This is a genomic window from Pseudomonas sp. MAG733B (assembly GCF_036884845.1).
Lineage (GTDB): Bacteria > Pseudomonadota > Gammaproteobacteria > Pseudomonadales > Pseudomonadaceae > Aquipseudomonas.
The window spans coordinates 3,564,408-3,586,603 of record NZ_CP145732.1 but is presented as its reverse complement, the minus strand read 5'-3'; the positions used below and the strand labels follow the sequence as shown (position 1 = coordinate 3,586,603).

The following is a 22,196-nucleotide window of genomic DNA, read 5'->3' as shown; positions in this document are numbered from 1 at the left end:
GATGACTCGCATACGCAAGTGGCTACCGAAGCTCGCCTTGGTGGCGACCTCGGTCATGGCGATTTCGGCGACTGCCGGGGCCGCCGAAAAACCCAACATTCTGGTGATCTTCGGCGATGACATCGGCCAGACCAATATCAGCGCCTATTCCATGGGTGTGGTCGGCTACAAGACGCCGAACATCGACCGCATCGCCAAGGAAGGCATGATGTTCACCGACTATTACGCGGAGAACAGTTGCACCGCTGGGCGGTCGTCGTTCATCACCGGGCAGACACCATTGCGTACCGGCTTGTCGAAAGTCGGTATTCCGGGCGCGCCAGTGGGCTTGCAGAAACGCGACATCACCATTGCCCAGGCGCTCAAGTCCCAGGGTTATGCGACCGGCCAGTTCGGCAAGAACCATCTGGGCGACCGGGATGAATACCTGCCGACCAATCACGGCTTCGACGAGTTCTTCGGCAACCTTTACCACCTCAACGCCGAGGAAGAACCCGAGCGTCCGTACTGGCCCAAGGATGACCCGGAATTCGTCAAGGCGGCCTCACCACGCGGTGTGATCCACAGTTTTGCCGACGGCAAGATTGAGGACACCGGTGCCTTGAACACCAAGCGCATGGAAACCATCGACGACGAAACCACGGCGGCAGCGCAGGCGTTCATCGAGAAGCAGGTCAAGGCGGACAAACCGTTCTTCGTCTGGATGAACACTACGCGCATGCACTTGTTCACCCATGTGCGTGAATCGATGAAGGGCCAGAGCGGCATGCCCGGCAACGATTACGCCGATGGCATGCTTGAGCATGACGGCGACGTCGGTAAACTGCTGAAAACCCTCGATGACCTCAAGGTCACCGACAACACCATCGTCGTCTACACCACCGACAATGGCCCGAACCAGTTCTCCTGGCCGGACGCTGCGACCACGCCGTTCCGAAACGAGAAAAACTCCAACTGGGAAGGTGCTTATCGCGTACCGGCGATGATCCGTTGGCCGGGCAAGATCAAACCGGGGGAGGTCTCCAACGAAATGTTCTCGGGGCTTGACTGGTTCCCGACCTTGCTCGCCGCTGCGGGCGACACTGGCGTGAAGGACAAACTGCTCAAGGGTTGGGCCCCGGTATCGGGAGGCAACAACTTCAAGGTGCATCTGGATGGTTACAACCAACTGCCTTACCTGACCGGCCAGGCGCCGAAAGGCGAACGCAAGGAGTTCTACTACTTCAACGACGACGGCATGCTGGTATCGATGCGTTACGGCAACTGGAAAGCGGTGTTCTGCGAACAGCGGGCTCCGGGTGGCTTCAAGGTCTGGAGCGAGCCTTTCGTGTGTCTGCGGGTGCCGAAAATCTTCAACCTGCGCATGGACCCGTATGAGCGTGCCGACGTGGTTTCCGATCAGTACTACGACTGGACCACCAAGAACGTTTACCTGACCGAGATCGCGGTAATGAAATCCGCCGCGTTCCTCGAAACATTCGTCGAGTACCCACCGAGCCAAAAACCGGCCAGCTTCAGTATTGACCAGGTGCGTGCCGCGGTAGATGCCAAAATCGCTGAAAAAATGAAGAATCAACCTGCACAGTAAGACCGCTTGACCGCTGCTCGCCTTAACCGGCGAGCAGCCCAATTCCAGGGAGTGCAAACACATTCCCCGGCAGCTCCTGCATTGATTGATGTTTACTTTGCTCATTGCACAAGGCAACAAATCCATGTCCTCACGTGTCGCCAGCAAGTCGTCGGCCATACCTGCCCCCCACGTCGCCTCCCCGGCGCTGTTGATCCCCGCCCTGTTGCTGTTCGTCTCCGGTGCCGCGGCGCTGGTGTATCAGGTGCTGTGGATCAAGCAGCTGTCATTGGTGGTCGGTGTGGAGGTGTACGCCATCACCACCGGGATCAGCGCGTTTTTTGCCGGCCTGGCGTTGGGTGGCTTGCTGTTCGGACGCTGGGCGGACAAGTTGCAGCAACCGGTTCTGTTGTACGCCGGGCTGGAAGTGTTGGTGGCGATACTCGGTGTTGGCGCGACGTTCGCCCTGAGTCTGGCGGCCAGCCCGTTTGCCTGGCTGGAACAACATATCGGCCTCATGGCGTGGGTGTTGCCGTTTTTGCTGGTGGGCGTCCCGGCACTGCTGATGGGCGGCACCCTGCCCGTACTGGTTCGTTCTCTTGCGACTGACCCGCAACAACTGGGCAAGGCCGGTGGGCACCTGTATGCCGCGAATACCGCCGGCGCCATTGCCGGCACCTTGCTCGCCGCGTTTGTGCTGATTGCCACCCTCGGTGTGCGCGGCAGTGCCCTGGCCGCCGCGATGCTCAACCTGCTGGCCGCCGCTGGCGCGTTGTGGTTTCAACGTCACCGCTCCATACCTGACGAAACAACGGTGAAGCACCACGCCGACAAGGCACCGGATCGCCTGGCCCTGTGGCTGTATTCGATTGCCGGGGGCGTGGCGCTGGGCTACGAAGTGGTCTGGTCGCAATCAATCGTGCAGTTCATGAGCACGCGCACTTATGCGTTTGCCGTGGTCTTGGCGACTTATCTCGCCGGACTGTTCCTCGGCAGCGCCCTGCTTGCCCGCCGGGTCGATCGCCTGCGCGATCCCTGGGGCGTATTCGGTTTGCTGATTGCCGGTGCCGGGCTGATCGCGTTGCTGGAAATCGCTCTGCTCGGACGATGGCTGATAGTTGCCCAAAGCGTCGTCGAAGCGTGGGTGCTGTCGTTCGGCGCCAGTGAATTGCTGGGCATGAGCGCGCGCTTTGCGGTGGCGGCGTTGAGCATCGTTTTTGTACCGACCTTGCTGCTCGGCGCGGCCTTTCCCGTGGCCCTGCGCTTGAGCGTCGGCCGTGACCATGTGGGCCGCAATGTCGGTGAGGTCGTGGCTTTCAATACCCTCGGCGGAATTGTCGGGGTGATGCTCTGCGGGTTCGTGCTGATCCCTTTGCTGGGACTGGTTCGTACCTTGGGCCTGTTGGCGATCATTGCCGCCGGAATCGGTTACTTTGCAGTGCGCAAGGGGCATGGGGTCAAGAAAGGTCGGCGGCAGGCAGTGATCGCAATCGGTTTGTTGGCCGTCGCATTGGCCGTCTTTACCCCGGTCAACAAACTGGCCAGCCTGCTGCCCGGCGCACGCAACGGCACGTTGACGTTCTATGAAGAAGGACGCGGCGGAACCGTCGCCGTGGTCACCCAGGGCAAGGGGCAAAAAACATTCGAGCGCCTGTATATCCAGGGCGTATCCAACACCGGTGACGCCATGCCATCCCTGCGCTACATGCGCATTCAGGCGCTGTTGCCGCTGCTGATCCACAACGCTGAACCGCGCTCGGCGCTGGTGATCGGCTTTGGTACAGGCATCACCGCCGGCGCGCTGACGCAGTACCCAGGCCTTGAACATCGTGTCGTCGCCGAACTGCTGCCCTCGGTGGTCAAGGCCGCGCCGCTGTTCAAGGGCAACTTCAACGCCGCCGCCAATCCCGGTGTCGATGTGCGCTTGCGTGACGGTCGCCAGGAACTGCTGCGCAATCCACAACGCTATGACCTGATCACTCTCGAACCGCCGCCGCCCTCTGCTGCCGGCGTGGTGAATCTGTACAGCCGCGATTTCTATCAACTGGCCGCCAGCCGTCTACAAAAAGAGGGTCTGGTGGCTCAGTGGCTACCGCTGCCGACACAGAACATCGACGACTCGCGCGCGTTGGTGCGCAGTTTCCTCGACGTATTCCCGTACGCCAATCTGTGGACCAGCGAGTTCCACGAGATGCTGCTGGTGGGTTCGATGGAGCCGATTGAACTGGATGCCGCGAAAATCAATCAACGCTTCCAGCAAGACAGCGTACGCAGCACCTTGCAGGATGTCGGCATCGGTTCGGCCGCCGCATTGCTCGCGACCTGGGTGACTGACCGCGCTGGCCTGGAACGCTTCGCCGCTGACGCGCAACCGGTAACCGACGATCAACCGCGTATCGAGTACGCGCCATGGGTCCGGGCCAAGGAAATCACTCGTGTGCTGCCGGCGCTGCTGGACTTGCACATCGAACCACCACTGGTGAATGCCGATGCTGGCTTCAACGAGCGCATTAACGTGCATCGGCAACGCCTGATGCAGTTTTATCGGGCAAGCCTGCATGCCTATGACGGCGATCGTGATGCCTGGGCGCGGGATATTCGCGAAGTGATGCGCGGCGATGGCGGGAATCCGTATTACCGGTGGTTTGTCGGCGAATGAGAGATCGCCATCATTTGACACACGTCGCCCATCCGGCAAAGCTGCAACGAGCATGAACGCGCGCCTGACGGCAAACGCACCTGGACTACGGAAGTCGCAATGCCGAAACATAAAAATAAAGCAGCAAACCCAAACCCTGATTCGCGTCCCAACCTGATTAGTCGCTACCTGTTCCCTGTCACCATTGGCGCCCTGCTCCTGGCTGTCGCCGGTATCGGCTGGTTCCTGCTCAGCAGCACACCGGCTCCCGTGACCTATGCGCCGACCATTGCGCCCGCCGTTCAACCGGCCAAACCGCAACCCCAACCGGTTGCCCTGGCGCCGGCAAAAATGGTCGACGAGCAACAATGCCAGGGCTGTCACAGCGCCCAGGTCAAGGACTGGCAAGGTTCTCATCACCAGTTGGCAATGCAGGAAGCCAACGCCGAAACCATGCTCGGCGATTTCAACAACGTCACCTTCAAGGCGGAAAACGAAACCACCCGTTTCTCGCGCAAGGACGACGGTTTCTGGGTCAATACGCCCGGCATCGATGGCAAGAACGCCGACTTCAAGGTCGCCTATACCTTTGGCATCGCACCGTTGCAGCAATATCTGATCGAGGTTGGCGAGGGCCGCTTGCAAGCCCTCGGTGTGGCCTGGGATACAGAAAAGAATCGCTGGTTTCATCTCTATCCGGGCCAGGGCGTGACCTTCAAGGACCCGCTGCACTGGAGCAAACCGAGCCAGAACGCCAACTTCATGTGCGTCGAGTGCCACACCACCGGTTACAAGCGCAATTTCGATGCGGTCAAAAATACCTTCGACAGCCAGTGGAACAGCCTCGGCGTCGGCTGTCAGGCCTGCCATGGTCCTGCTTCCAACCACCTGGAATGGACGGCGAAGAAAACCGACCTGATCCACGCCGGTTTCGCCGTCGACCTCAAGGACAAGAACGCCACCGTCGAGATCGAAACCTGTGCGCGCTGCCATTCCCGTCGCGCGCCGCTGGGCGATGGTTTCACCGTCGGCAACCGGCTGATGGATGATTACCTGCCAAGCACCCTGACCCGCGAACTGTATGCGCTGGACGGCAAAATCAAGGATGAAGTGTTCGAACACGGCTCCTTCGCCCAAAGCAAAATGTTCGACAAGGGTGTGCGCTGCAGCAATTGCCACAACCCCCACAGCACTCAACTCAAGGCGCCGGGCAACGGCGTTTGCCTGCAATGCCACAACACGGCGGGCAAGACTTCGGTGGAAGGCGTAGACGGCAAAGGCCTGCTAGCGAAAAACTACGACTCCGTTGAACACACCCGCCACACCATGGGCCAACCGGGTTCGCAGTGCATCGATTGCCACATGCCCGGCAAGTTTTACATGGGCAATGATTTCCGCCACGACCACAGCTTCAGCATTCCCAACCCCGAACGGGCGAAGAAACTCGGTACGCCGGACGCCTGCCTGACTTGCCACCAAGGCAAGGCCGGCGACAAGGTCACCGAGCAGTTCAAGTTGTGGAACAGCGCAGGTACGGCGCAAGCCCCGCGTTACGACGAAAGCCTGTGGCTGATTCGCAACGGCCAGCCCGGCGCGGCGCAAGCCTTGTATGAACAACTGCAACGCAGCAACCTGCCGGCGATTCAACGGGCGACCCTGCTGACCGAGTTGCCGATGTACCCAAGTGAACAAGCGCTGAAACTGGCCACCAAGGACTTGAGCAACTCCGCGCCGCAAGTGCGCGAAAGCGCCATTCGCGCAATCAGCGCGTTCCTGCCGCCACCGGAGCGCGCTCCACTGTTGACGCCGTTGTTAAGCGACCCGGTGAAAGCCGTGCGCATTGCGGCGGCCCGGGACTTGCTCAGCGTGGCGCGCAACGGCTTGGGCACTGCGCAAGACAGCTGGAATGCCGCCATCGGAGAGTACGAAGCGGTGCAAAAGAGTCTGGCTGAACGTGCCGAAGCCAATCTCAACCTCGCAATGTTGTATCAGGCCAGCGGTCGCAGCGGCGAGGTCGAAGGTCTGCTCCACACCTCGCTCCAGCGGGACCCGGATTTCTACCCGGCGCTGGTGACGCTGGTGCAGTGGCTGGAAGCCAATGGCCGTAGCGCGGAGGCTCAGGCGCTACTCGCACAAAGCCTGAAGGAACATCCGGACGCATCCCTGCTGCAACACACTCAGGGCTTGTCGCTGGTACGTGCCGGCAAAGCGGATCAGGCCATGCCATACCTGCGCAAAGCCGCACAACTGGAACCGCAGAGCCCGCAGTATGGTTACGTTCTGGCGGTGGCGCTGCATGACAGCGGCAAGATTGATCAGGCCTGTGAAGAGCTGGAAAGGCTGTTGAAAGTACAGCCTGCCAACCGCAACGCGCGGTTGTCGCTGATCCAGTACTACCTGGATAACGGACAGGAGCCCAAGGCTCAGGTGCTGTTGCAGGGCTGGAAGAAAATGAACATGGGGGATCCGGCGTTGAAATAATCGGGCAGGCAGGATGGAACCTGTGGCGAGGGAGCTTGCTCCCGCTGGGTCGCACAGCGACCCCAATCCATGCTGCCGCGTTCTTTCAGGCAGATCAGGCTGGCGGGGTTTACGGCCGCTACGCAGCCGAACGGGAGCAAGCTCCCTCGCCACTGAAGAATTCGCCCGCCTCAAGTTCCGAGGTGACTGTCACCGCCGTCGAAACAACGGCCGCGGCTCAATCACCGAGCGCCCGTACAACACGCTCATCCCCGCCAGTCCCTTCAACGCATCTTCCGCGGATTTGTCCTCACGCACCGCGAAACTGTCGAAGCCGCATTGGCGCATGTGGCTGAGCTGATCGCGCAGTACATCGCCGATGGCGCGCAATTCGCCGGTCCAGCCCAATCGCGTGCGCAGCAGATACGCCTGGCTATAGCCGCGACCATCGCGAAAACTCGGAAAGTCCAGGGCGATCAAGGACAGTTGGGCAAACCACGGTTTGAGGCTTTCCACTTCATCATCCGGCCCCAGCCACACAGCCTGTTGCTGCGGATTTTCCAGCCAACGGCTCAGCGGCAGTATTACTGCACCTTCGGGCAACGGTGCTTGCGGGTCACGCACGAGCGTCCACGGATCATCCGCGACAATCCCCGCCACGCCCTCTTCCAGCCGCAACAGATTGTTCATGCCGACACCTCAAGCACTTTCGGGTAGACCGCTTCCTTGAACGGCTCCAGCCCGATTCGCTGGAAGGCATCGACGAATAGCTCTTCGCTCTCGCGATAGCGCACAAACGTATCGACGATCTGCTCGATCACATCCGGTACTTCGGCGGCGCTGAAGGACGGGCCGATAACCTTGCCCAACGCGCTGTTCTTGCCCTGGGCGCCACCGAGGGTGATCTGGTACCACTCGCTGCCGTTCTTATCGACCCCCAGAATGCCGATGTTGCCGATGTGATGGTGTCCGCAGGCATTCATGCAGCCGGATATGTTCAGGCTGATGTCACCCAGGTCATGCAGGTAGTCGAGATCTTCGAAGCGTGCGGCAATGGCCTGCGCGATTGGGATCGACTTGGCGTTGGCCAGCGCACAGAAATCACCACCGGGGCAGGCGATGATGTCGGTGAGCAAGCCGACGTTGGCGCTGCCCAGGTTGTGTTCGCAGGCCAGGCGCCATAGCGCGAACAGGTCGGCCTTGGGCACGTCCGGCAGGACGATATTCTGTTCATGGGCAATGCGGATTTCACCGAAGCCAAAGCGCTCGGACCACTGCGCCACCGCGTCCATTTGCGCGTCGGTGACATCGCCTGGCGGCGCAGATTCGCCCGGTTTGGTCGACAACACCACGCTGACATAACCCGACACTTTGTGCTGCTGCACGTTGCGCCGCACCCAGCGGGCGAACGCCGGGCTCTCGGCCAGGTGCGTGCCGAAATCAAGGTTGGTGTCTGACAGCTCGCGGTATGGCGGTGCGACGAAGGCACTGGCCACGCGCTCATATTCGTCTTCAGTCAGTTGCGCCGGACCGTCCCTGAGGTACTGCCACTCCTCCTCCACTTCACGGGCGAAGGCCTCGATACCGAGCGCCTTGACCAGAATCTTGATCCGCGCCTTGTATTTGTTGTCCCGCCGGCCATGACGGTTGTACACCCGCAGCACCGCCTCGACGTAGGACAGCAGATGCTGCCACGGCAAACCTTCGCGGATTTGCAGGCCCAGGATCGGCGTGCGCCCGAGACCACCACCGACGATCACCCGCAGCAGCATTTGCCCGTCGTCGCCTGGGTAAAGATAGAGGCCGATGTCATGCATCATGATCGCCGCGCGATCCTGCTCGGCCGAGCAGATGGCGATCTTGAACTTGCGCGGCAGGTACAGGAATTCCGGGTTGATGGTCGACCACTGCCGCAGGATTTCCGCCAGCGGTCGCGGGTCGATCATTTCATCCGCCGCCACCCCGGCAAAGGCTTCGGTGGTGATGTTGCGCACGCAGTTGCCAGAGGTCTGAATCGCGTGCATTTCCACTTGGGCAAGGCGTTCGAGGATGTCCGGCACCTGGGCCAGTTCGATCCAGTTGAACTGCATGTTCTGCCGGGTGGTGAAGTGGCCGTAACCGCGATCGTAGTCCCGGGCGATGCTCGCCAGCGTGCGCATCTGCCGGGCACTCAAGGTGCCGTAGGGAATTGCCACCCGCAGCATGTAGGCGTGCTTTTGCATGTACAGGCCATTTTGCAGGCGCAGCGGCAGGAACTCTTCTTCGCTCAGCTCACCGGCCATGAAGCGCTCGACCTGATCGCGAAACTGCGCAACACGCTCGAACACCAGCGCCCGGTCGTAATCATCGTATTGATACATGTCGCTACCTCATCAGGGTTGATCGCAATACCTGTGGGAGCGAGCTTGCTCGCGATGGCGTCAGTCCCGTCAACATCTGCATTGACTGCAAGTCCGTCATCGCGAGCAAGCTCGCTCCCACAAGGATTTTTCAGCGACTATGCGCCAGCGGTGCAGCGCGTTACAGATTCACCTGAATCGATAAAAACCGTATCAGATCGCGTCAGATTGCCGCAGCGATGCGCAGAATCTGATCCGCATAAATGAAATATTCCTGAGTCTGTTTTGTTTCCGGTCAGGTTTTTACAGTGCAGCACGACTATGCAACCGTGGAAGCATTGACCATGAGCACAACAACTATCGGACAGGCCTACAACTACAAGGTCGTCCGCCAATTCATCGTGGCGACCGTGTTCTGGGGCGTCGTAGGGATGGCGATGGGCGTGTGGATCGCCTCGCAACTGGTGTGGCCCGAGATGAACCTGGACCTGCCGTGGACCACCTTCGGCCGCTTGCGGCCGCTGCACACCAGCCTGGTGATTTTCGGTTTTGCCGGCAGCGCGCAGTTCGCCGCCAGTTACTACGCGGTGCAACGTACCTGCCAGGTGCGGCTGTTCTCGGACACGCTGGCCGCGTTCACCTTCTGGGGCTGGCAGTCAGTCATCGTGATCATGCTGATCAGCCTGCCGCTGGGTTACACCACCACCAAGGAATACGCCGAGATCGAGTTCACCGGCGCGGTGTGGATGACCGTGGTCTGGGTCGCCTACGCCATCGTGTTCTTCACCACCGTGGTACAGCGCAAGACCAAGCACATCTACGTCGGCAACTGGTTCTTCGGCGCGTTCATCGTGGTGATCGCCATGCTGCACGTGGTCAATCACCTGTCGATCCCGGTGGACTGGTTCAAGTCCTACCCGGTGTATTCCGGGGCCACCGACGCCATGGTGCAGTGGTGGTACGGGCACAACGCCGTGGGCTTTTTCCTCACCACCGGGTTCCTCGGGATGATGTATTACTTCGTGCCGAAACAGGTGGGTCGGCCGGTGTATTCCTATCGTCTGTCGATCGTGCACTTCTGGGCGTTGATCACCCTGTACATCTGGGCCGGTCCGCACCATCTGCATTACACCGCGCTTCCGGACTGGGCGCAGTCGCTGGGCATGGCCATGTCGCTGATCCTGCTGGCGCCGAGCTGGGGCGGGATGATCAACGGCATGATGACCCTCTCGGGTGCCTGGCATAAGTTGCGCACCGATCCGATCCTGCGCTTTCTGGTGCTGTCGCTGGCGTTCTACGGCATGTCGACCTTCGAAGGGCCGATGATGGCGATCAAGACCGTCAACGCCCTCTCCCACTACACCGACTGGACCATCGGCCACGTGCACGCCGGTGCTTTGGGTTGGGTGGCAATGATCACCTTCGGCGCGACGTACCACATGGTGCCGAAAGTCTTTGGCCGCGAGCAGATGTACAGCACGCCGCTGATCAACGCGCACTTCTGGCTGGCGACCATCGGCACGGTGCTGTACATCGCCTCGATGTGGGTCAACGGCATCACCCAGGGCCTGATGTGGCGCGCGATCAACGACGACGGCACGCTGACTTATTCGTTCGTCGAAGCCTTGCAGGCCAGCCATCCTGGGTTCGTGGTGCGTTTTACCGGTGGCGTTTTCTTCCTCAGCGGCATGTTGCTGATGGCGTATAACGTGTGGCGAACGGTGCGGGTTGCGGATGTGTCGATGGCCGAACGTGAGGCGCAGATAGCCTGATGACTGAAGTCATATTGAACATTCTGGGGGTGGCATTTTTGTGGGTCGCCATCGAGTACTGCTTGCGCCACCAGACCGTCGAAAGCCTGGACGACGCGAGTCTGATCCCGTTTGCCGATGACCCGGAAGTCGCTAAGCGCGTGGAGTTGGCGACGGGCAAGACGGTGAAGGCGGTTGCGCCTGAAGTGCCGAAACCGGGTTGGGGTAACCTCGAAATCTGAGGCGCCACCGATCCAATGTGGGAGCGGGCTTGCTCGCGAAAGCGGTGTGTCAGCCAAAAGAATATTGGCTGTCATGGCTCCTTCGCGAGCAAGCCCGCTCCCACAGGGGCCGAGTCTTAGCTGCGCTCGCGGGGAATCAGGCTCTGCAGTTGCTGCGCCAGGAAATTCGCGTCAAACGCAAAGGTATCCGGGTCTTTCAAGCCATTGGTTTTGCGCCACTGCCAGCTAGTGGCCGGCGGCAGGCACACCAGCGACACACTGCCAACACGCGCGCCGGTGAACCCTGTCACCGCCACGGAAATCTGCCCGCCGACGCCCATCACATCCGGCACGAAATCCACCGGTTTGCCGGCGATCAGGATGCTCAGCTTTTCGGTCTTGAACGTCGAGGTCTCGACCGGAACACTTGGCCCCGACGCGACATACGCCTCGCGGCTGACCTCCAGCAGATGCGGTGCCAGTACCGGCTCCAGCCACTGCTGGATCTGATTGAACAGGTCGCCAATGCGCGTCGCCCATTCGGCCGATTGCGACTCGAACAGCTGTTTTTTGTGCGCTTCGCTTTCTGCGTAGTGACGAAGCATCTCGCCCAGTTGCTGTACGTCGTCCATTGCGGTGTTCCTTTGCCTGAAACCAGTGCTGCGGACATCGAGCATGGCAGATGTCCGCAGGTCGCGTACGACTAAACGCCGGGAGGTCGCCCGTATTCAACCGGGTCAGGCCCTGTGACGCAGGCGCGCCATGCTCAAGGTGTCCACCAGCACGCCGTCGCGCACCGCGTAGTCGCGAAACAGGCCCTCGGTCTCGAAGCCGAATTTGCGGTACAGCGCGATGGCGGCTTCGTTGTCGGCAAACACCGAAAGCTCGACCCGGCGCAGGTTCATCCAGTTGTCGGCGATATCCAGCGCTGCCGACAACAGTTTCGAACCCACTCCCTTGCCCTGCCACTCGACCGCGACGCCCATGCCGAAACTACCGGCGTGACTGCGGCGGATACGCGAGTACTGCTCCAGGCCGATATTGCCAATGACCGTGCCTTGATGCAGGGCTACCACTTTCACCAGACGTTCGCCGTCTACCGCCAGTCGCTTGCGCCACAGTTCGGTGGACTGAAACGGCATTTGCAGGGTTTGCCGGCCGATCAGCGGGTCGTTATAGAGCGCGGTGATGCCTTCGATGTGGGATTCGTTGAAGCGTTCGAGGGTGATGACGCAATCAGTGGTCGTCATGGGTGATTCATCCTTGATGCAGACATGGCCAATCACTGTATATCGCTTTCTGATGCCTTGACGAGAACCAATGTGGGAGCGGGCTTGCTCGCGAAGAGGGAGAGTCAGGCTACATTTGAGCAGGTTGACACGCCGCCTTCGCGAGCAAGCCCGCTCCCACATTTTGGAACCGGTCAGCCTTCAAACCACTCGCGGCGTTCGTTGAAGGTGTTCTGGATCAACTCCACAATCATCTGCACCTGCGCCTCGTCCCTAGACTCGGCATTCACCGCCAACCACACCTGACGCTGCATCGGCTGGCTGAACAACCCCGGCAGTTCAATCAAGCCGCGATCGAAGCGACCCATGTACTGTGGCAGCAGACCGATGCAGGCACTGCAACGGATCATCTCCAGCATCAACTCATAAGAGTGCAACTGCACAACCCCGGCAAGGCGCTGATCCACCAGTGCATTCCACGGCCGAAAACTCTCGACCTGCCGATCATGCTGCCATTGAACCAGCAGGAAATCGGCGAGGTCATCGAGGGTTTCGGGGCGGGATGTCACCCGTGAGTAGCGTTTGGCGATATGCGGCTTGTAGTCCAGCCGCGCCAACGGTTGGGGCTTGCTGATGGAAAAGCTCGGGCCAGGCACTGGCGAATCGGTCCCGGCCAGCCACACCACCACATCGGCGCTGATGGATTGCAGGGACAAATCGCTGTCGATCGAGATGATGTCCAGGCGCACGCTGGCGTTGCGGCGCAACAGCGAAACCAGATCACGGCCCAGGATGTCGTGCAGGATGGTTTCCGCCACGGCCAGTCGAATCAGGGGTTGCTCGACCGCCGGCAGCGTGCGTTCGTGAGCCAGGGCAATCAACCGGGCGTGCAACTGCTGCCCATCACGAGTGAGCGTCAGTGAACTGTCCTTGAACTTGAACAACGTGCGTTGCAGTTGTTCCTCCAGTTGAGCGAGGAACTTGCGCAGGATGGTCGGCCGGACATTGAGGCTGCGGGCAGCCTGCATGAAACAGCCACAGCGGGCGCTGACCAGAAAATACTGCACCACCTCGACATCGATCCCGGCTGCCGGCGCCAGCCAGGACTCGGATTTGGCATCCCGGGATCGGTAATCGGCGAAGCTCTGAGGCCCTGTTGATTCGGTCAATGACATCGATGACTCCCTGTCGATCTTTGTTGATTTAACTGCTCCATCCCTGTGTGCGAGCAGGCTCGCTCCTACAGTTACTGGGGTTTTGCCTCCAGTATTTTGTTGAGTTCGGCACCGTCGATGCTCAGCGTAGCCGTGTTGAGCATGCCTTCCAGGTAGGCTTTGGCGATCTGTTCCTGACGGTGGGCGCGCAAGGCCTGGGTCAAGCGCTCACGCAGTTCGTCAAGAGTGGCCACCCGCGCCGGTTGCAGTTCGGTCAGCTTGATCACATGGAAACCCGCCGAACTCTGCACAGGCTCAGATACCGCTCCGACCTTCAGCCGCGAAACCGCACCGCGTACTTCCGGCACCAGTTGCGCCAACGGTTGCAACCCGGTGTCACCACCGCGCTCGGCGCTGGCGCGATCCTGGGAATACTGGCCGGCCAACGCAGCGAATTCTGCCGGGGTGGCCTGAGCTTTTCGACTCAGTTCCTGCGCTTGTTTGCGCACGCTTTCAAGGGTCTGCGGATCGCTCGCCCCGAGGAAGATCTGACTGACACGGTACAGTGCCGGGGTCACCCACTCTGATTTGCCTGAATCATAGGCTTGCTGCAATTCAGCGGCGCTCGGGTAATCCGTCGGCACTTGGCTGACGGACTGCAAGTAGTTTCGAAAGACGATCTGCTCGGTGGCGGCGCGGGTTTGCTGCTCGACATCAGGGCGCTGACGCCAGCCTTGGGCGTCGGCCTGCTCGAGAACCGCTTTCTCGGCCAGGCGTGAGCGAATCCAGCTTTCCAGCGTCGCGCGATTACCGCGTAGTTGATCCCGAGTCTCCGCTGGCAAGGACGCCAGCAATGCCGTGAGCTCTTCGCTGGCGACCTGCTGATTGCCCAATCGCGCCACGGCTGGCTCTGTCGACGCTACTGCCAACGACTTCGCTGGCTGCGGCGCCGCAACCGGGTCGTTCCCCGGTCGCAAACCCGAAACCACCGCAACCACCAATACGGCCAGCGCTCCGGCGCTTGCCACTACCGTACGTTTTTTCACAGGGCTGCGACCTCTTGCTCTGTAGTTTCAGCCTGGGTCTGCAACTGCGCCGCGTTCTGGCTGTAGTCGCGCAGGTAAACGATGAACTCTTGCAGCAGGCGATCCCACAGTTCCAGATTGCCGCGCAGGTAATCGGCGCTGACACCGGCAGCCACCACCACGTCCATTTCCATCACCAGGAATTCACCCTGCACCGACAACCGGGCAAAACGTCGCGAGGCATTCCACAGTTCCGCCAGCCCGGCCGGCAATTCGCCCTGCACGCGCAAGGCGCAACTGAAAGTGAAGTCCACGTATGTGCCCTGCTCCGCCGCCAGGTTGCCGAAGCGTACGGCGTAGCCGATGCCCTGACTGGCGCTGAGCAATTGCACGATGCCGTTCTGGTCAGTCTGGTTGACGCGATAACCGGCGGCTTGCAGCACTTCGGTCAGCGATAGAGGCGATACGTGAGCGATCAATTGAGTCATGTGAAGTTCTTCCCTGTTTTCAGTGAGTGACAGCAGCCTGAGGCGCGTCGAATTGAGTCTTGTAGAGTTCGTCGCCAAAGCCCTGGGCCAGTTCTTCGAACTTGACCCGCGCTGTGCCGGCGAATGGTTGGCGAATCTTCATCACCTCAGCGACGTCGATTTTTTCGTAGGCCGCGAGGATCTCCTTGGCCACGCCATACATCTGTTGATTCTTGACCGAACATTGCTGCATTTGTGTGTCACGTTCGGCCAGTTGCGCTTCCAGTCGCGCCCGTTCGGCTTCTTTACCGCGAGCCATGACCAGCAGTTCGTCGTAAGCCTTCTTGAACTTGCCAATCTGCTCATTACTGGCCGCCACCTGTGCCTGGGCCTGGCTTTGCAAACTGTCTTGCTGGCTCGCCAGTTGCTCGGCCGCGCCCTTGTACCTGGCCAACTCGGCGGTCAATTGCTTGATCTGCGCCTGGGCGGCTTTGGCTTCGGTTTGCGCGGCAACCTGTGCGGCACTGGCCTGGGCCTGCTGGCTTTGCAAGGCTTGCAACTGTTGGGTGGTGCTGCGCAGTTGCGTACGCAGGCGTTCCTCCATGCCCTCGGCGCTCGCCCCTTGAGCCACCAGCGCTCCCAGGGCAAACAACAGGATTTTTCTGTTCATCACGTTCTCCCTGCGCCTTAGAAGCGCGTGTTGATCTCAAGCTGCAAGACGTCGATATCAAACGGCGCGCCGTACACCGCTTCTGAGCTCAACCAGCGACCGGTGGCATAGACGTTCTTGGCCAGACCGTAATTGCCGCCCAGGAAATAACCCTTGGCGTTGGTACCGCCCAGGTGGAACGAGGAATCGTTGAAACCGTCCGGCAAGGCATCCGGCTGGATGTACTTGTAGCCGGCGAACAGGTTCCAGTCGCCCTGCTTGCGCATATCCAATGCATTGCCGAGGGTGAACTGCACCATCCACGCGTTGGCGCCGCTTTCGATGTCGCCATCGCTGTCGAGGTTGTTGACGATCTGCCCCGCCGCACGCTTGCGCATGTCGCCTTCGTCGTAGCCCAGGTTGTGTACGTAGTTGGCCTGGCTGCGCAGCTTGAAGTCTTCCGGCAGGTCGCTGTCCCAGACAAAGTTCAGGTCCAGCAGGTTGAACTCCGAGGCCAGGCCGACGAATTGCGGTTGCGGCGTGGTTGCCGGGTTGAGCGGGTTCGGCGTGATGTCACGCAGCAGGAACACAGTGTTGCCCTTCTGCATGAAGGCCGAACGGGTGCCATCGCTGTCGCAGCCCGGCGCTCCGGCCCAGGGTTCGCAAGGGCTGGAACGCTGGCCTTCGATGTCATCGAAGCGGTAGTAGGCCAACGCACCTTTGAGCCGGTTGCTGGAGTTGATCGCCCAGTTGGCGCCGATTTGTGCGCCGAACAGCCATTTGTTGTCGCTTTCTTCCTTGTCGAAGCCGTTGCTGGAACTGGTGTCGTTGGTGTACTCGATCGGGAACGCACCGACGGTGCCGAACATGCCCCAATCGCGGTTGAGCTTGTGATCGAACATCGCCGCAATACCGTCGAAGTTCAACTCGTTGGAATAGAGCATGTCGGTGGAGAAGAACGGGTTGGTGAAGCGGCCACCGGTGAGGGTCAGCTCGTTGGTGGCTTTCCAGGTAAGGTAGCCCTGATCGAGCCAGATGTCTTTCTTGCCAAAGCCACCACCGAGGGTTTGGGTGGTCGATACAGGGCTGTTGTCGGAACCGGTGCCGATGCGAATACCCGCGGTCCAGTCCGGCGCGATCACTGCTTTCATGCCCAGACGCGCACGCAAGCGCAGCAGGTTTTCGCGGTCTTCGCGGGTGTTGAGCAACGGCGGCAGGCTGGTGCTGCTGTTGGGGTTCACGTCATACGGGCCGTTGTTGTTGAGCTTGGCGAAGTCGACGATTTCGTTGCTGTTTGTCCCCGAGTAGTAGCGCGATTCGTCCCGAAGGCGAATATCGCCATCGAAACTGACCCGCGACACCCAGTCCGGAAACGTGTTGGGCTGTGCCCAGTTTTCCTGCTTGGCGGTGGCCATGACTTCGGCCTTGACCTGATCGCGGATCTGGTCGCGCACGGCGGCCGGCACGTACTGCACACGCACATCGCCCGGTGCGGCGGTCGGGCCGGTGGCGGCAACGGCGGTCGGTGCGGAAGCGGCTTTGCGGGCCTGATCCGCTTCACTCTGGGCCTGGGCAATCAGCTTGTCGGCCTTGTCCTGTTTCAACACGCCTTGCTCCACCAGCAAGCGGATCAGATTGATCGTGGCGTTCTCCGAGGGCGCAGGCGCTGCCACGGCCTGACCGACCAGGGTCGCAATGACCATGCCGACCGCCAGGGACAATCGATTCACATTGGAAATCATCTGCACACAACTCCTTATGGCAAAACTTTGATAATTGGGTTAACCCGGACGCCGCCCTTGCAGGGCCACGCGCATGGGCACAGTGAAAGAAGCCGGTGGCCGCTGGTTCATGCGCGGCGCGCTACGAAGGGCCGCGAGTATTTGCGCGTCGACCTCGGCGTTGCCGCTGGACTGGGCCAACTCGACCCGCGAAATCTCGCCCGAACTGCTCAACCACACGTCGACCTGCGCCTTGTAGGCCTGGTTGCGCAGGTCCGGGTTGTCGCGCAACAAGCGCTGGAAGCTGACGGCCATGAACTGGCTAAAGGTACCGTTGCCCAGGCGTCCGCCGCCGGAACCGGCCATGCCGCCGCCCTTGCCAACCGGAATGCCGCCTACGGCGGTCTGCGCGTTGGCGTCCATGTCCATCGGTTTCGCCAAGTCGTCGGCCGGCGATGGCGGCGCCTCTTCCTCCGGCTGAATCTCTTCTGGTTCGGGGGTCGGTTCCGGCTCGACGACTTTCTCTTCCACAGGAGGCTCCGGCTCCGGCGGTTTTTCCGGTGGTGGAGGCGGTGGTGGTGGCAACGGAATGATGGTCGGCACCTTCGGCGCTTCACGGCGAATACCGCTCATGTCGTTGGCCCATTGCCACAGGAACCACGCGGCCACGCTGGCGATCAGCAACCCGGCGCCCCACTTCACGAAGCGCACGGGTGACTTCTTGACGGGCGACGGGCTGATGGGAAGTTGAGCAGTCATGGTCAGCCCTGTGTCGGTTTGCCGGTCACCAGACCGACTTGTGACAATTCCAGACGGCGCAGCAGGTCCAGCACCTCGATGACTTTCTGGTACTGCACCGTGGCGTCGCCGCGCACGATCACCGGGAAGTCCGGGTTCTGGGCTTTCTCGATACGCAGTCGGTCTTCGAGTTCGGCCAACGTCACCGGATAGGCATCGAGGAACACCTGGCCGCCGTCGTTGACCGAAATCGCCTTGGTCTTGGCTTCGGACAACGACGCCGAGGCACTGGCCTTGGGCAGGTTGATCTGGATACCCGAGACCTGCGCGGTGGCGGTGAGGATGAACATCACCAGCACCACCATCAGCACGTCCACCAGTGGCGTGATGTTGATGCTGTCCACCGCTGCGTCATCGTCATCGTCGTGAGAGGCATTTACGGAAGCCATGTCTGTGCTCCTCAGGCCGGTGCTTGGGCATTGGTGTGTTGGGCGATGGTGTGATTGCCACGGCGATGGGCCGATTCACTGAACTGGCTCTCGCCGTGCATCTCCGCCAGGCGAGTGATGAACTCGTCGACGAATACGCGCATGTCGGCACTGACTTCCTTGTTGCGGGTGATCAGGCGGTTGTAGCCAAACAGTGCCGGGATCGCGACGAACAGGCCCATGGCGGTGGCCAGCAACGCGGCGGCCATACCCGGTGCGATGGCGTTGATGTTGACGTCGCCGGCCATGGCCGTGCCGAGGAACACCACCATGATCCCCAGCACCGTGCCGAGCAGGCCGATGTAAGGGCCGCCGGCGATGGCGTTGGACAGGGTCGAGAGTTTCGAGCTGAGCGCCTGGTTTTCCCGAGTGCGCACGCCGTCCATGGAGCAGCGGATCGCTTCGATGGTGGCCGCCGAGACGGAAGACGTATCAGCGCCCTGCTCACGGCGGGTACGGATTTCCTTGACCGCCACCTGATACAGGCGCCACAGCGAAGAGTCCCGCAAACGCTGGGCGAGGTCCTGGTCGTCGGCGAACATTTCCAGGCGTGTGCCGACCTTGGCGAATTGCTCGCGGAACGCTTCGTTGGCCGCCGTGACACGGCTGACCATGCGGTTCTTGCGAACCATGATGATCCACGACTGGAACATCATCAGCACCAGTACCGCGATGATCACCCAGGCGTCCATCGGCACGGCGTTGAGCAGGAAACCGAGACTGCCGAAACCGTAACCCGATTGCTCTTCATCGACACCGTAAGCCACCAGTTTCGATTCAGCGCCCTGGGAATTGGCATCGGCCAGCAACTGCGCGGCGGGACGGGCGACCTTCGACAGACGCAGCTCGTCAATCGCACCCGCAAACGGCAGGTAAGCGCTGGCGGACAAATCAGCGCCAATCGCCATGACCGAATTGAACGCCGGCATTGCCAGCGCCAGGCTCGCGGTTTCGCGGCCGTTGATGTACAGCGAGACTTTGCTGCCTTCAGCAGTCAGCGCCAGGTGCTGCCATTGACCGGGGTTCAATGGCAGGGTCGACATCGCACGCTGACCGTCGATTTCCACGAACGGCATGCCCTGGTTCAAACCAACCAGCAGGCTTTGTTCGCCCTCACGACGGGCCAGAATCAGTTGCTCGCCATTGGCCTGTTCCAGTTTCAACCAGGCGCTGAAGGTGAACGCGCTGCCTGCGTTGTGCTGCAATGATGGACTGGCCGGCAACAACAGCGGCTGGCCGCTGAACTGCAAGGCACGACCGATCACGCCGTCGATGCTCGCGCCCGTGGCGCTTTGCGCGGTGTTGCCATAGGCGGTGGTGTCTTTGGCCGGGGTGCCGGTGGCGCCGTCGAAATGGTAGAGCGCGGTGTAGTTCGGATCGAACGTCAGTTGGCCGTTGCCGGTGGCTGGAGCTTTCGGGTTGCCGTAGTACATCCAGATGTCTTGACGCTGACCGCCCTCCACTTTCGGTACATCGACCCACACCAGCGCCATACCCATCAGCGCATCGAAGCTTTCGATCTGATGGTTGAGCACGGTCTTGTCATCGGCGGCGACGAAGCGCAGGTCGGAGCCGTCCTCCTTGACGCCGTCGAAGGTGAAGTTGCCAGTGTGCAGGCGCACCAGCAACGCAGTGCGGCCCAGCGCTTCGTTGATCGCCGCGCCTTGGGGCGTGGTGTCCACCGAAACCTGTTTGCGGTAATGCCAATCGTCCTGCCACCACGCTTGGGCGGTGGCCGGGAGCACGAAGCTCAGGCACATCAGGAAAGCCAGAAATATGCGCTGCATGAAAATGTCTCCGTAGGTTCAGAATGTCGCTTGCAGGTTGAAATGCAGGCGCGATTCCTGTTTCGAGGTATTCGGCCCTTCGAGCAGCGGGTAGCCCCAATCGAGGCTGCCGGACAGCCATTTGCTCAAGCTCGCGCGGGTGCCCAGGCCAACACTGGCCAAGGCGTAATCGGCGTCTTGATCGGGAAGTTCGTCGCGCAGGTACAACTGGGCGCCTTCGGCGAAGGCGTAGAAGCGCCACTCCTGGACATAGGTGCCGAGGTACTTGGCGAGCGATGGCGTGCGCAGTTCCTGGCTCAGCAGGTAGCCGTCGTCACCAGTGCGCTCGGCCGCGAGATAACCGCGTACCGACGTGGCGCCACCGGCGGAAAATTGCTCGTTGGATACCAGCGGCCCAGAGGCGAGTTGGAACGCAGCCTTGCTCGCGGTCTGCCAGTCGTTGCCGAAGGTGTAGGTGTAATTGGTATCGCCCTTGAGCACGGCGAAACTCGGGCTGGCGCGATAGCGTTTGTAGTCGAAGTCTTCGTCGGAACTGCCGTAACCCAGGAAGCTGCGAGTACCGGCCACCAGACTCAGGCCAAGGCCCAGCTGCGAACTTTCGGTGTAGCGAAAGCCGTTGTAGGCGAAAGTGAACGGCGCGTACTTGAGCGGCACCTTGTCGCTGTCGCCGGCGAAGTCCAGTTGCTCGTCGAAGTCTTTGAAATCGATGCCGGCCGACAGCGAATTGGACCAGTTGCCACTGGACGGCAGCGTGTAGATCGCCGACACGCCGTAGGAATGGCCCTTGCCCAACACGTTGCTGCCGCCGATGGTCGCGACGTTGCTGTCGGACTGGTAACCGGCAAACTGCACGCTCCAGCGCTCGCTGAGCGGCGCGGAGTAGGAGCCCGACCAGACCTTGGCGTTGGAGGTATCTTCAGGGGCGGTAAAGAACGTCAGCGATACACTGTGCCCCAACTGCCACAGGTTGTTGTAGCCAAGGCTCGCAACGCTGCGCAGTTTTTCGGTGTCGGCGCTGTAGTCGTTGTTCAAACCGAGACTGGCCTGCCATGGGTCCTGGTCCTCAACTTCCAGGTCGACATCCATGGTTCCGGGGCGCTGGCCTTCGCGTACCAGCGGCATCACCTGGCGCCCAGGGTTCTTGTTGAGCTGCGCAAGTTCTGTCTGCACCTGGGCGAAGTCCGGCACCTGGCCTTCTTTCAGCGCCGGTACGTCGTCGCGAATTTCCACTGGCGAATAGTGCTTGGCGCCGACCACACGCACCCGACCGATCCTGGTTTCGCTGACTTGCAGATAGACGATGCCGTCCTCGACTTTCTGCTCCGGCAACTCGACGAATACCGATTGATATCCTTTGGCTTGGTAAGCCTTCTGCAACGCATCGCGGGCGCCTTCGATGTCGGCCAGATATTTCTGCGGACCAAGGAACGGATACACCGCTTCCTCGATCGTCCGGGCATCGAGCACGGTGTTGCCACGCACGAAGTATTCGTTGACGTCCACCGGTTTGGGTTCCAGCAGTTCAGCGCTCTGCTCCGCCCACGCCGGCTGCACGCCCGCCGTCACCAGCAGCCAGCCCCACAGCGCCAGCCGTGACTTGAAAAAATGATCCACATCACCCCCTGAATTCGAAATACCGGTAACCGTCTGCACTGCGGCAGGCTGGCTTGATTGCCCTGCTCCCGGCGTCCCGCCATCGGCTGGAAAAGTGGCCTCTCGGCCGCCTCAAGCACGTCACATAGGCATGACCGGACGGGCGATGTGCTACCGAACTTTTGTCATGAAAGCTTCATTTCAAAGATTTGGGATCACTACAAAAAAACCTGTGGGAGCGGGCTCGCTCGCGAAAGCGGTGTGTGAGTAGACATTGATGTTGAAGCTGATGGCCTCTTCGCGAGCAAGCCCGCTCCCACAGGAAAGACGTGTGAAATTGGAGGCATAAAAAAGGCGACCCGAAGGTCG

18 protein-coding genes are annotated in these 22,196 nt (G+C 60.7%); 5 read left to right on the top strand and 13 right to left on the bottom strand.

The genetic code is table 11. From position 1 onward, the window contains the following. Position 1: 1 nt before the first annotated feature. The 3 genes from V6Z53_RS16625 (at position 2) to V6Z53_RS16615 (ending at position 6,686) form a co-directional block, all read left to right on the top strand. Positions 2–1,588 carry an arylsulfatase gene (locus tag V6Z53_RS16625; protein ID WP_338580688.1) on the top strand — a complete coding sequence of 529 codons (1,587 nt, stop codon included), beginning with the start codon at positions 2–4 and terminating at the stop codon, positions 1,586–1,588. A 124-nt stretch (positions 1,589–1,712) separates the two neighbouring features. Then, positions 1,713–4,226: a fused MFS/spermidine synthase gene (locus V6Z53_RS16620; protein WP_338580687.1), complete on the top strand. Its 2,514-nt coding sequence runs from the start codon at positions 1,713–1,715 to the stop codon at positions 4,224–4,226. Positions 4,227–4,325: 99 nt separating this feature from the next. Next, entirely contained in the window at positions 4,326–6,686 is a 2,361-nt protein-coding gene (locus tag V6Z53_RS16615) for a tetratricopeptide repeat protein (RefSeq protein WP_338580686.1), read from the top strand. 189 nt (positions 6,687–6,875) lie between these two features. Here the strand turns inward: V6Z53_RS16615 and V6Z53_RS16610 are convergent, their stop codons facing one another. Together V6Z53_RS16610 and V6Z53_RS16605 are read right to left on the bottom strand one after the other, a co-directional pair. After that, the gene (locus tag V6Z53_RS16610) at positions 6,876–7,355 is read right to left on the bottom strand and encodes a DUF934 domain-containing protein (RefSeq protein ID WP_338580685.1); all 480 of its coding nucleotides are present in this window, start codon (positions 7,353–7,355) and stop codon (positions 6,876–6,878) included. Next, entirely contained in the window at positions 7,352–9,025 is a 1,674-nt protein-coding gene (locus tag V6Z53_RS16605; protein WP_338580684.1) for a nitrite/sulfite reductase, read from the bottom strand. Before V6Z53_RS16605 ends, V6Z53_RS16610 begins: the two co-directional genes overlap by 4 nt. Positions 9,026–9,348: 323 nt before the next feature. Here V6Z53_RS16605 and ccoN point away from each other — a divergent pair, with 323 nt between their 5' ends. Together ccoN and V6Z53_RS16595 are read left to right on the top strand one after the other, a co-directional pair. Continuing rightward, positions 9,349–10,776, top strand: coding sequence for a cytochrome-c oxidase, cbb3-type subunit I (gene ccoN / locus V6Z53_RS16600; protein ID WP_338580683.1), 1,428 nt, complete (start codon positions 9,349–9,351; stop codon positions 10,774–10,776). Continuing rightward, positions 10,776–10,997 (top strand): cbb3-type cytochrome c oxidase subunit 3, encoded by a 222-nt coding sequence (locus V6Z53_RS16595; protein WP_338580682.1) that lies wholly within the window; start codon positions 10,776–10,778, stop codon positions 10,995–10,997. The genes ccoN and V6Z53_RS16595 overlap by 1 nt, the downstream gene beginning before the upstream one ends. A gap of 116 nt (positions 10,998–11,113) precedes the next feature. On the opposite strand, the gene V6Z53_RS16590 is transcribed toward V6Z53_RS16595, so the two are convergent. From V6Z53_RS16590 to V6Z53_RS16540, 11 genes are all read right to left on the bottom strand, one after another. Further along, positions 11,114–11,608, bottom strand: coding sequence for a hypothetical protein (locus V6Z53_RS16590; protein WP_338580681.1), 495 nt, complete (start codon positions 11,606–11,608; stop codon positions 11,114–11,116). A gap of 105 nt (positions 11,609–11,713) precedes the next feature. Next, the gene (locus tag V6Z53_RS16585) at positions 11,714–12,226 is read right to left on the bottom strand and encodes a GNAT family N-acetyltransferase (RefSeq protein WP_338580680.1); all 513 of its coding nucleotides are present in this window, start codon (positions 12,224–12,226) and stop codon (positions 11,714–11,716) included. A 173-nt stretch (positions 12,227–12,399) separates the two neighbouring features. Then, positions 12,400–13,380 carry a LysR family transcriptional regulator gene (locus tag V6Z53_RS16580; protein ID WP_338580679.1) on the bottom strand — a complete coding sequence of 327 codons (981 nt, stop codon included), beginning with the start codon at positions 13,378–13,380 and terminating at the stop codon, positions 12,400–12,402. A 71-nt stretch (positions 13,381–13,451) separates the two neighbouring features. After that, entirely contained in the window at positions 13,452–14,405 is a 954-nt protein-coding gene (locus tag V6Z53_RS16575; RefSeq protein ID WP_338580677.1) for a peptidylprolyl isomerase, read from the bottom strand. Beyond that, complete coding sequence (locus V6Z53_RS16570; RefSeq protein WP_338580675.1) at positions 14,402–14,872, bottom strand: YbjN domain-containing protein; 471 nt, start codon at positions 14,870–14,872, stop codon at positions 14,402–14,404. The genes V6Z53_RS16575 and V6Z53_RS16570 overlap by 4 nt, the downstream gene beginning before the upstream one ends. Before the next feature lie 19 nt (positions 14,873–14,891). Beyond that, entirely contained in the window at positions 14,892–15,521 is a 630-nt protein-coding gene (locus V6Z53_RS16565; RefSeq protein WP_338580673.1) for a DNA repair protein, read from the bottom strand. A gap of 17 nt (positions 15,522–15,538) precedes the next feature. After that, positions 15,539–17,242, bottom strand: a complete 1,704-nt coding sequence (locus V6Z53_RS16560; protein WP_338580672.1) for a putative porin — start codon at positions 17,240–17,242, stop codon at positions 15,539–15,541. A gap of 39 nt (positions 17,243–17,281) precedes the next feature. Further along, complete coding sequence (locus V6Z53_RS16555) at positions 17,282–17,980, bottom strand: energy transducer TonB (protein ID WP_338580671.1); 699 nt, start codon at positions 17,978–17,980, stop codon at positions 17,282–17,284. Between the two features lie 2 nt (positions 17,981–17,982). Then, a complete protein-coding gene (locus tag V6Z53_RS16550; RefSeq protein ID WP_338580670.1) occupies positions 17,983–18,408 on the bottom strand; it encodes a biopolymer transporter ExbD in 426 nt (141 codons plus the stop codon). Positions 18,409–18,419: 11 nt separating this feature from the next. Next, a complete protein-coding gene (locus V6Z53_RS16545) occupies positions 18,420–20,234 on the bottom strand; it encodes a DUF2341 domain-containing protein (RefSeq protein ID WP_338580669.1) in 1,815 nt (604 codons plus the stop codon). Between the two features lie 18 nt (positions 20,235–20,252). Continuing rightward, positions 20,253–21,848 carry a ShlB/FhaC/HecB family hemolysin secretion/activation protein gene (locus V6Z53_RS16540; RefSeq protein WP_338580667.1) on the bottom strand — a complete coding sequence of 532 codons (1,596 nt, stop codon included), beginning with the start codon at positions 21,846–21,848 and terminating at the stop codon, positions 20,253–20,255. Positions 21,849–22,196 lie beyond the last annotated feature (348 nt).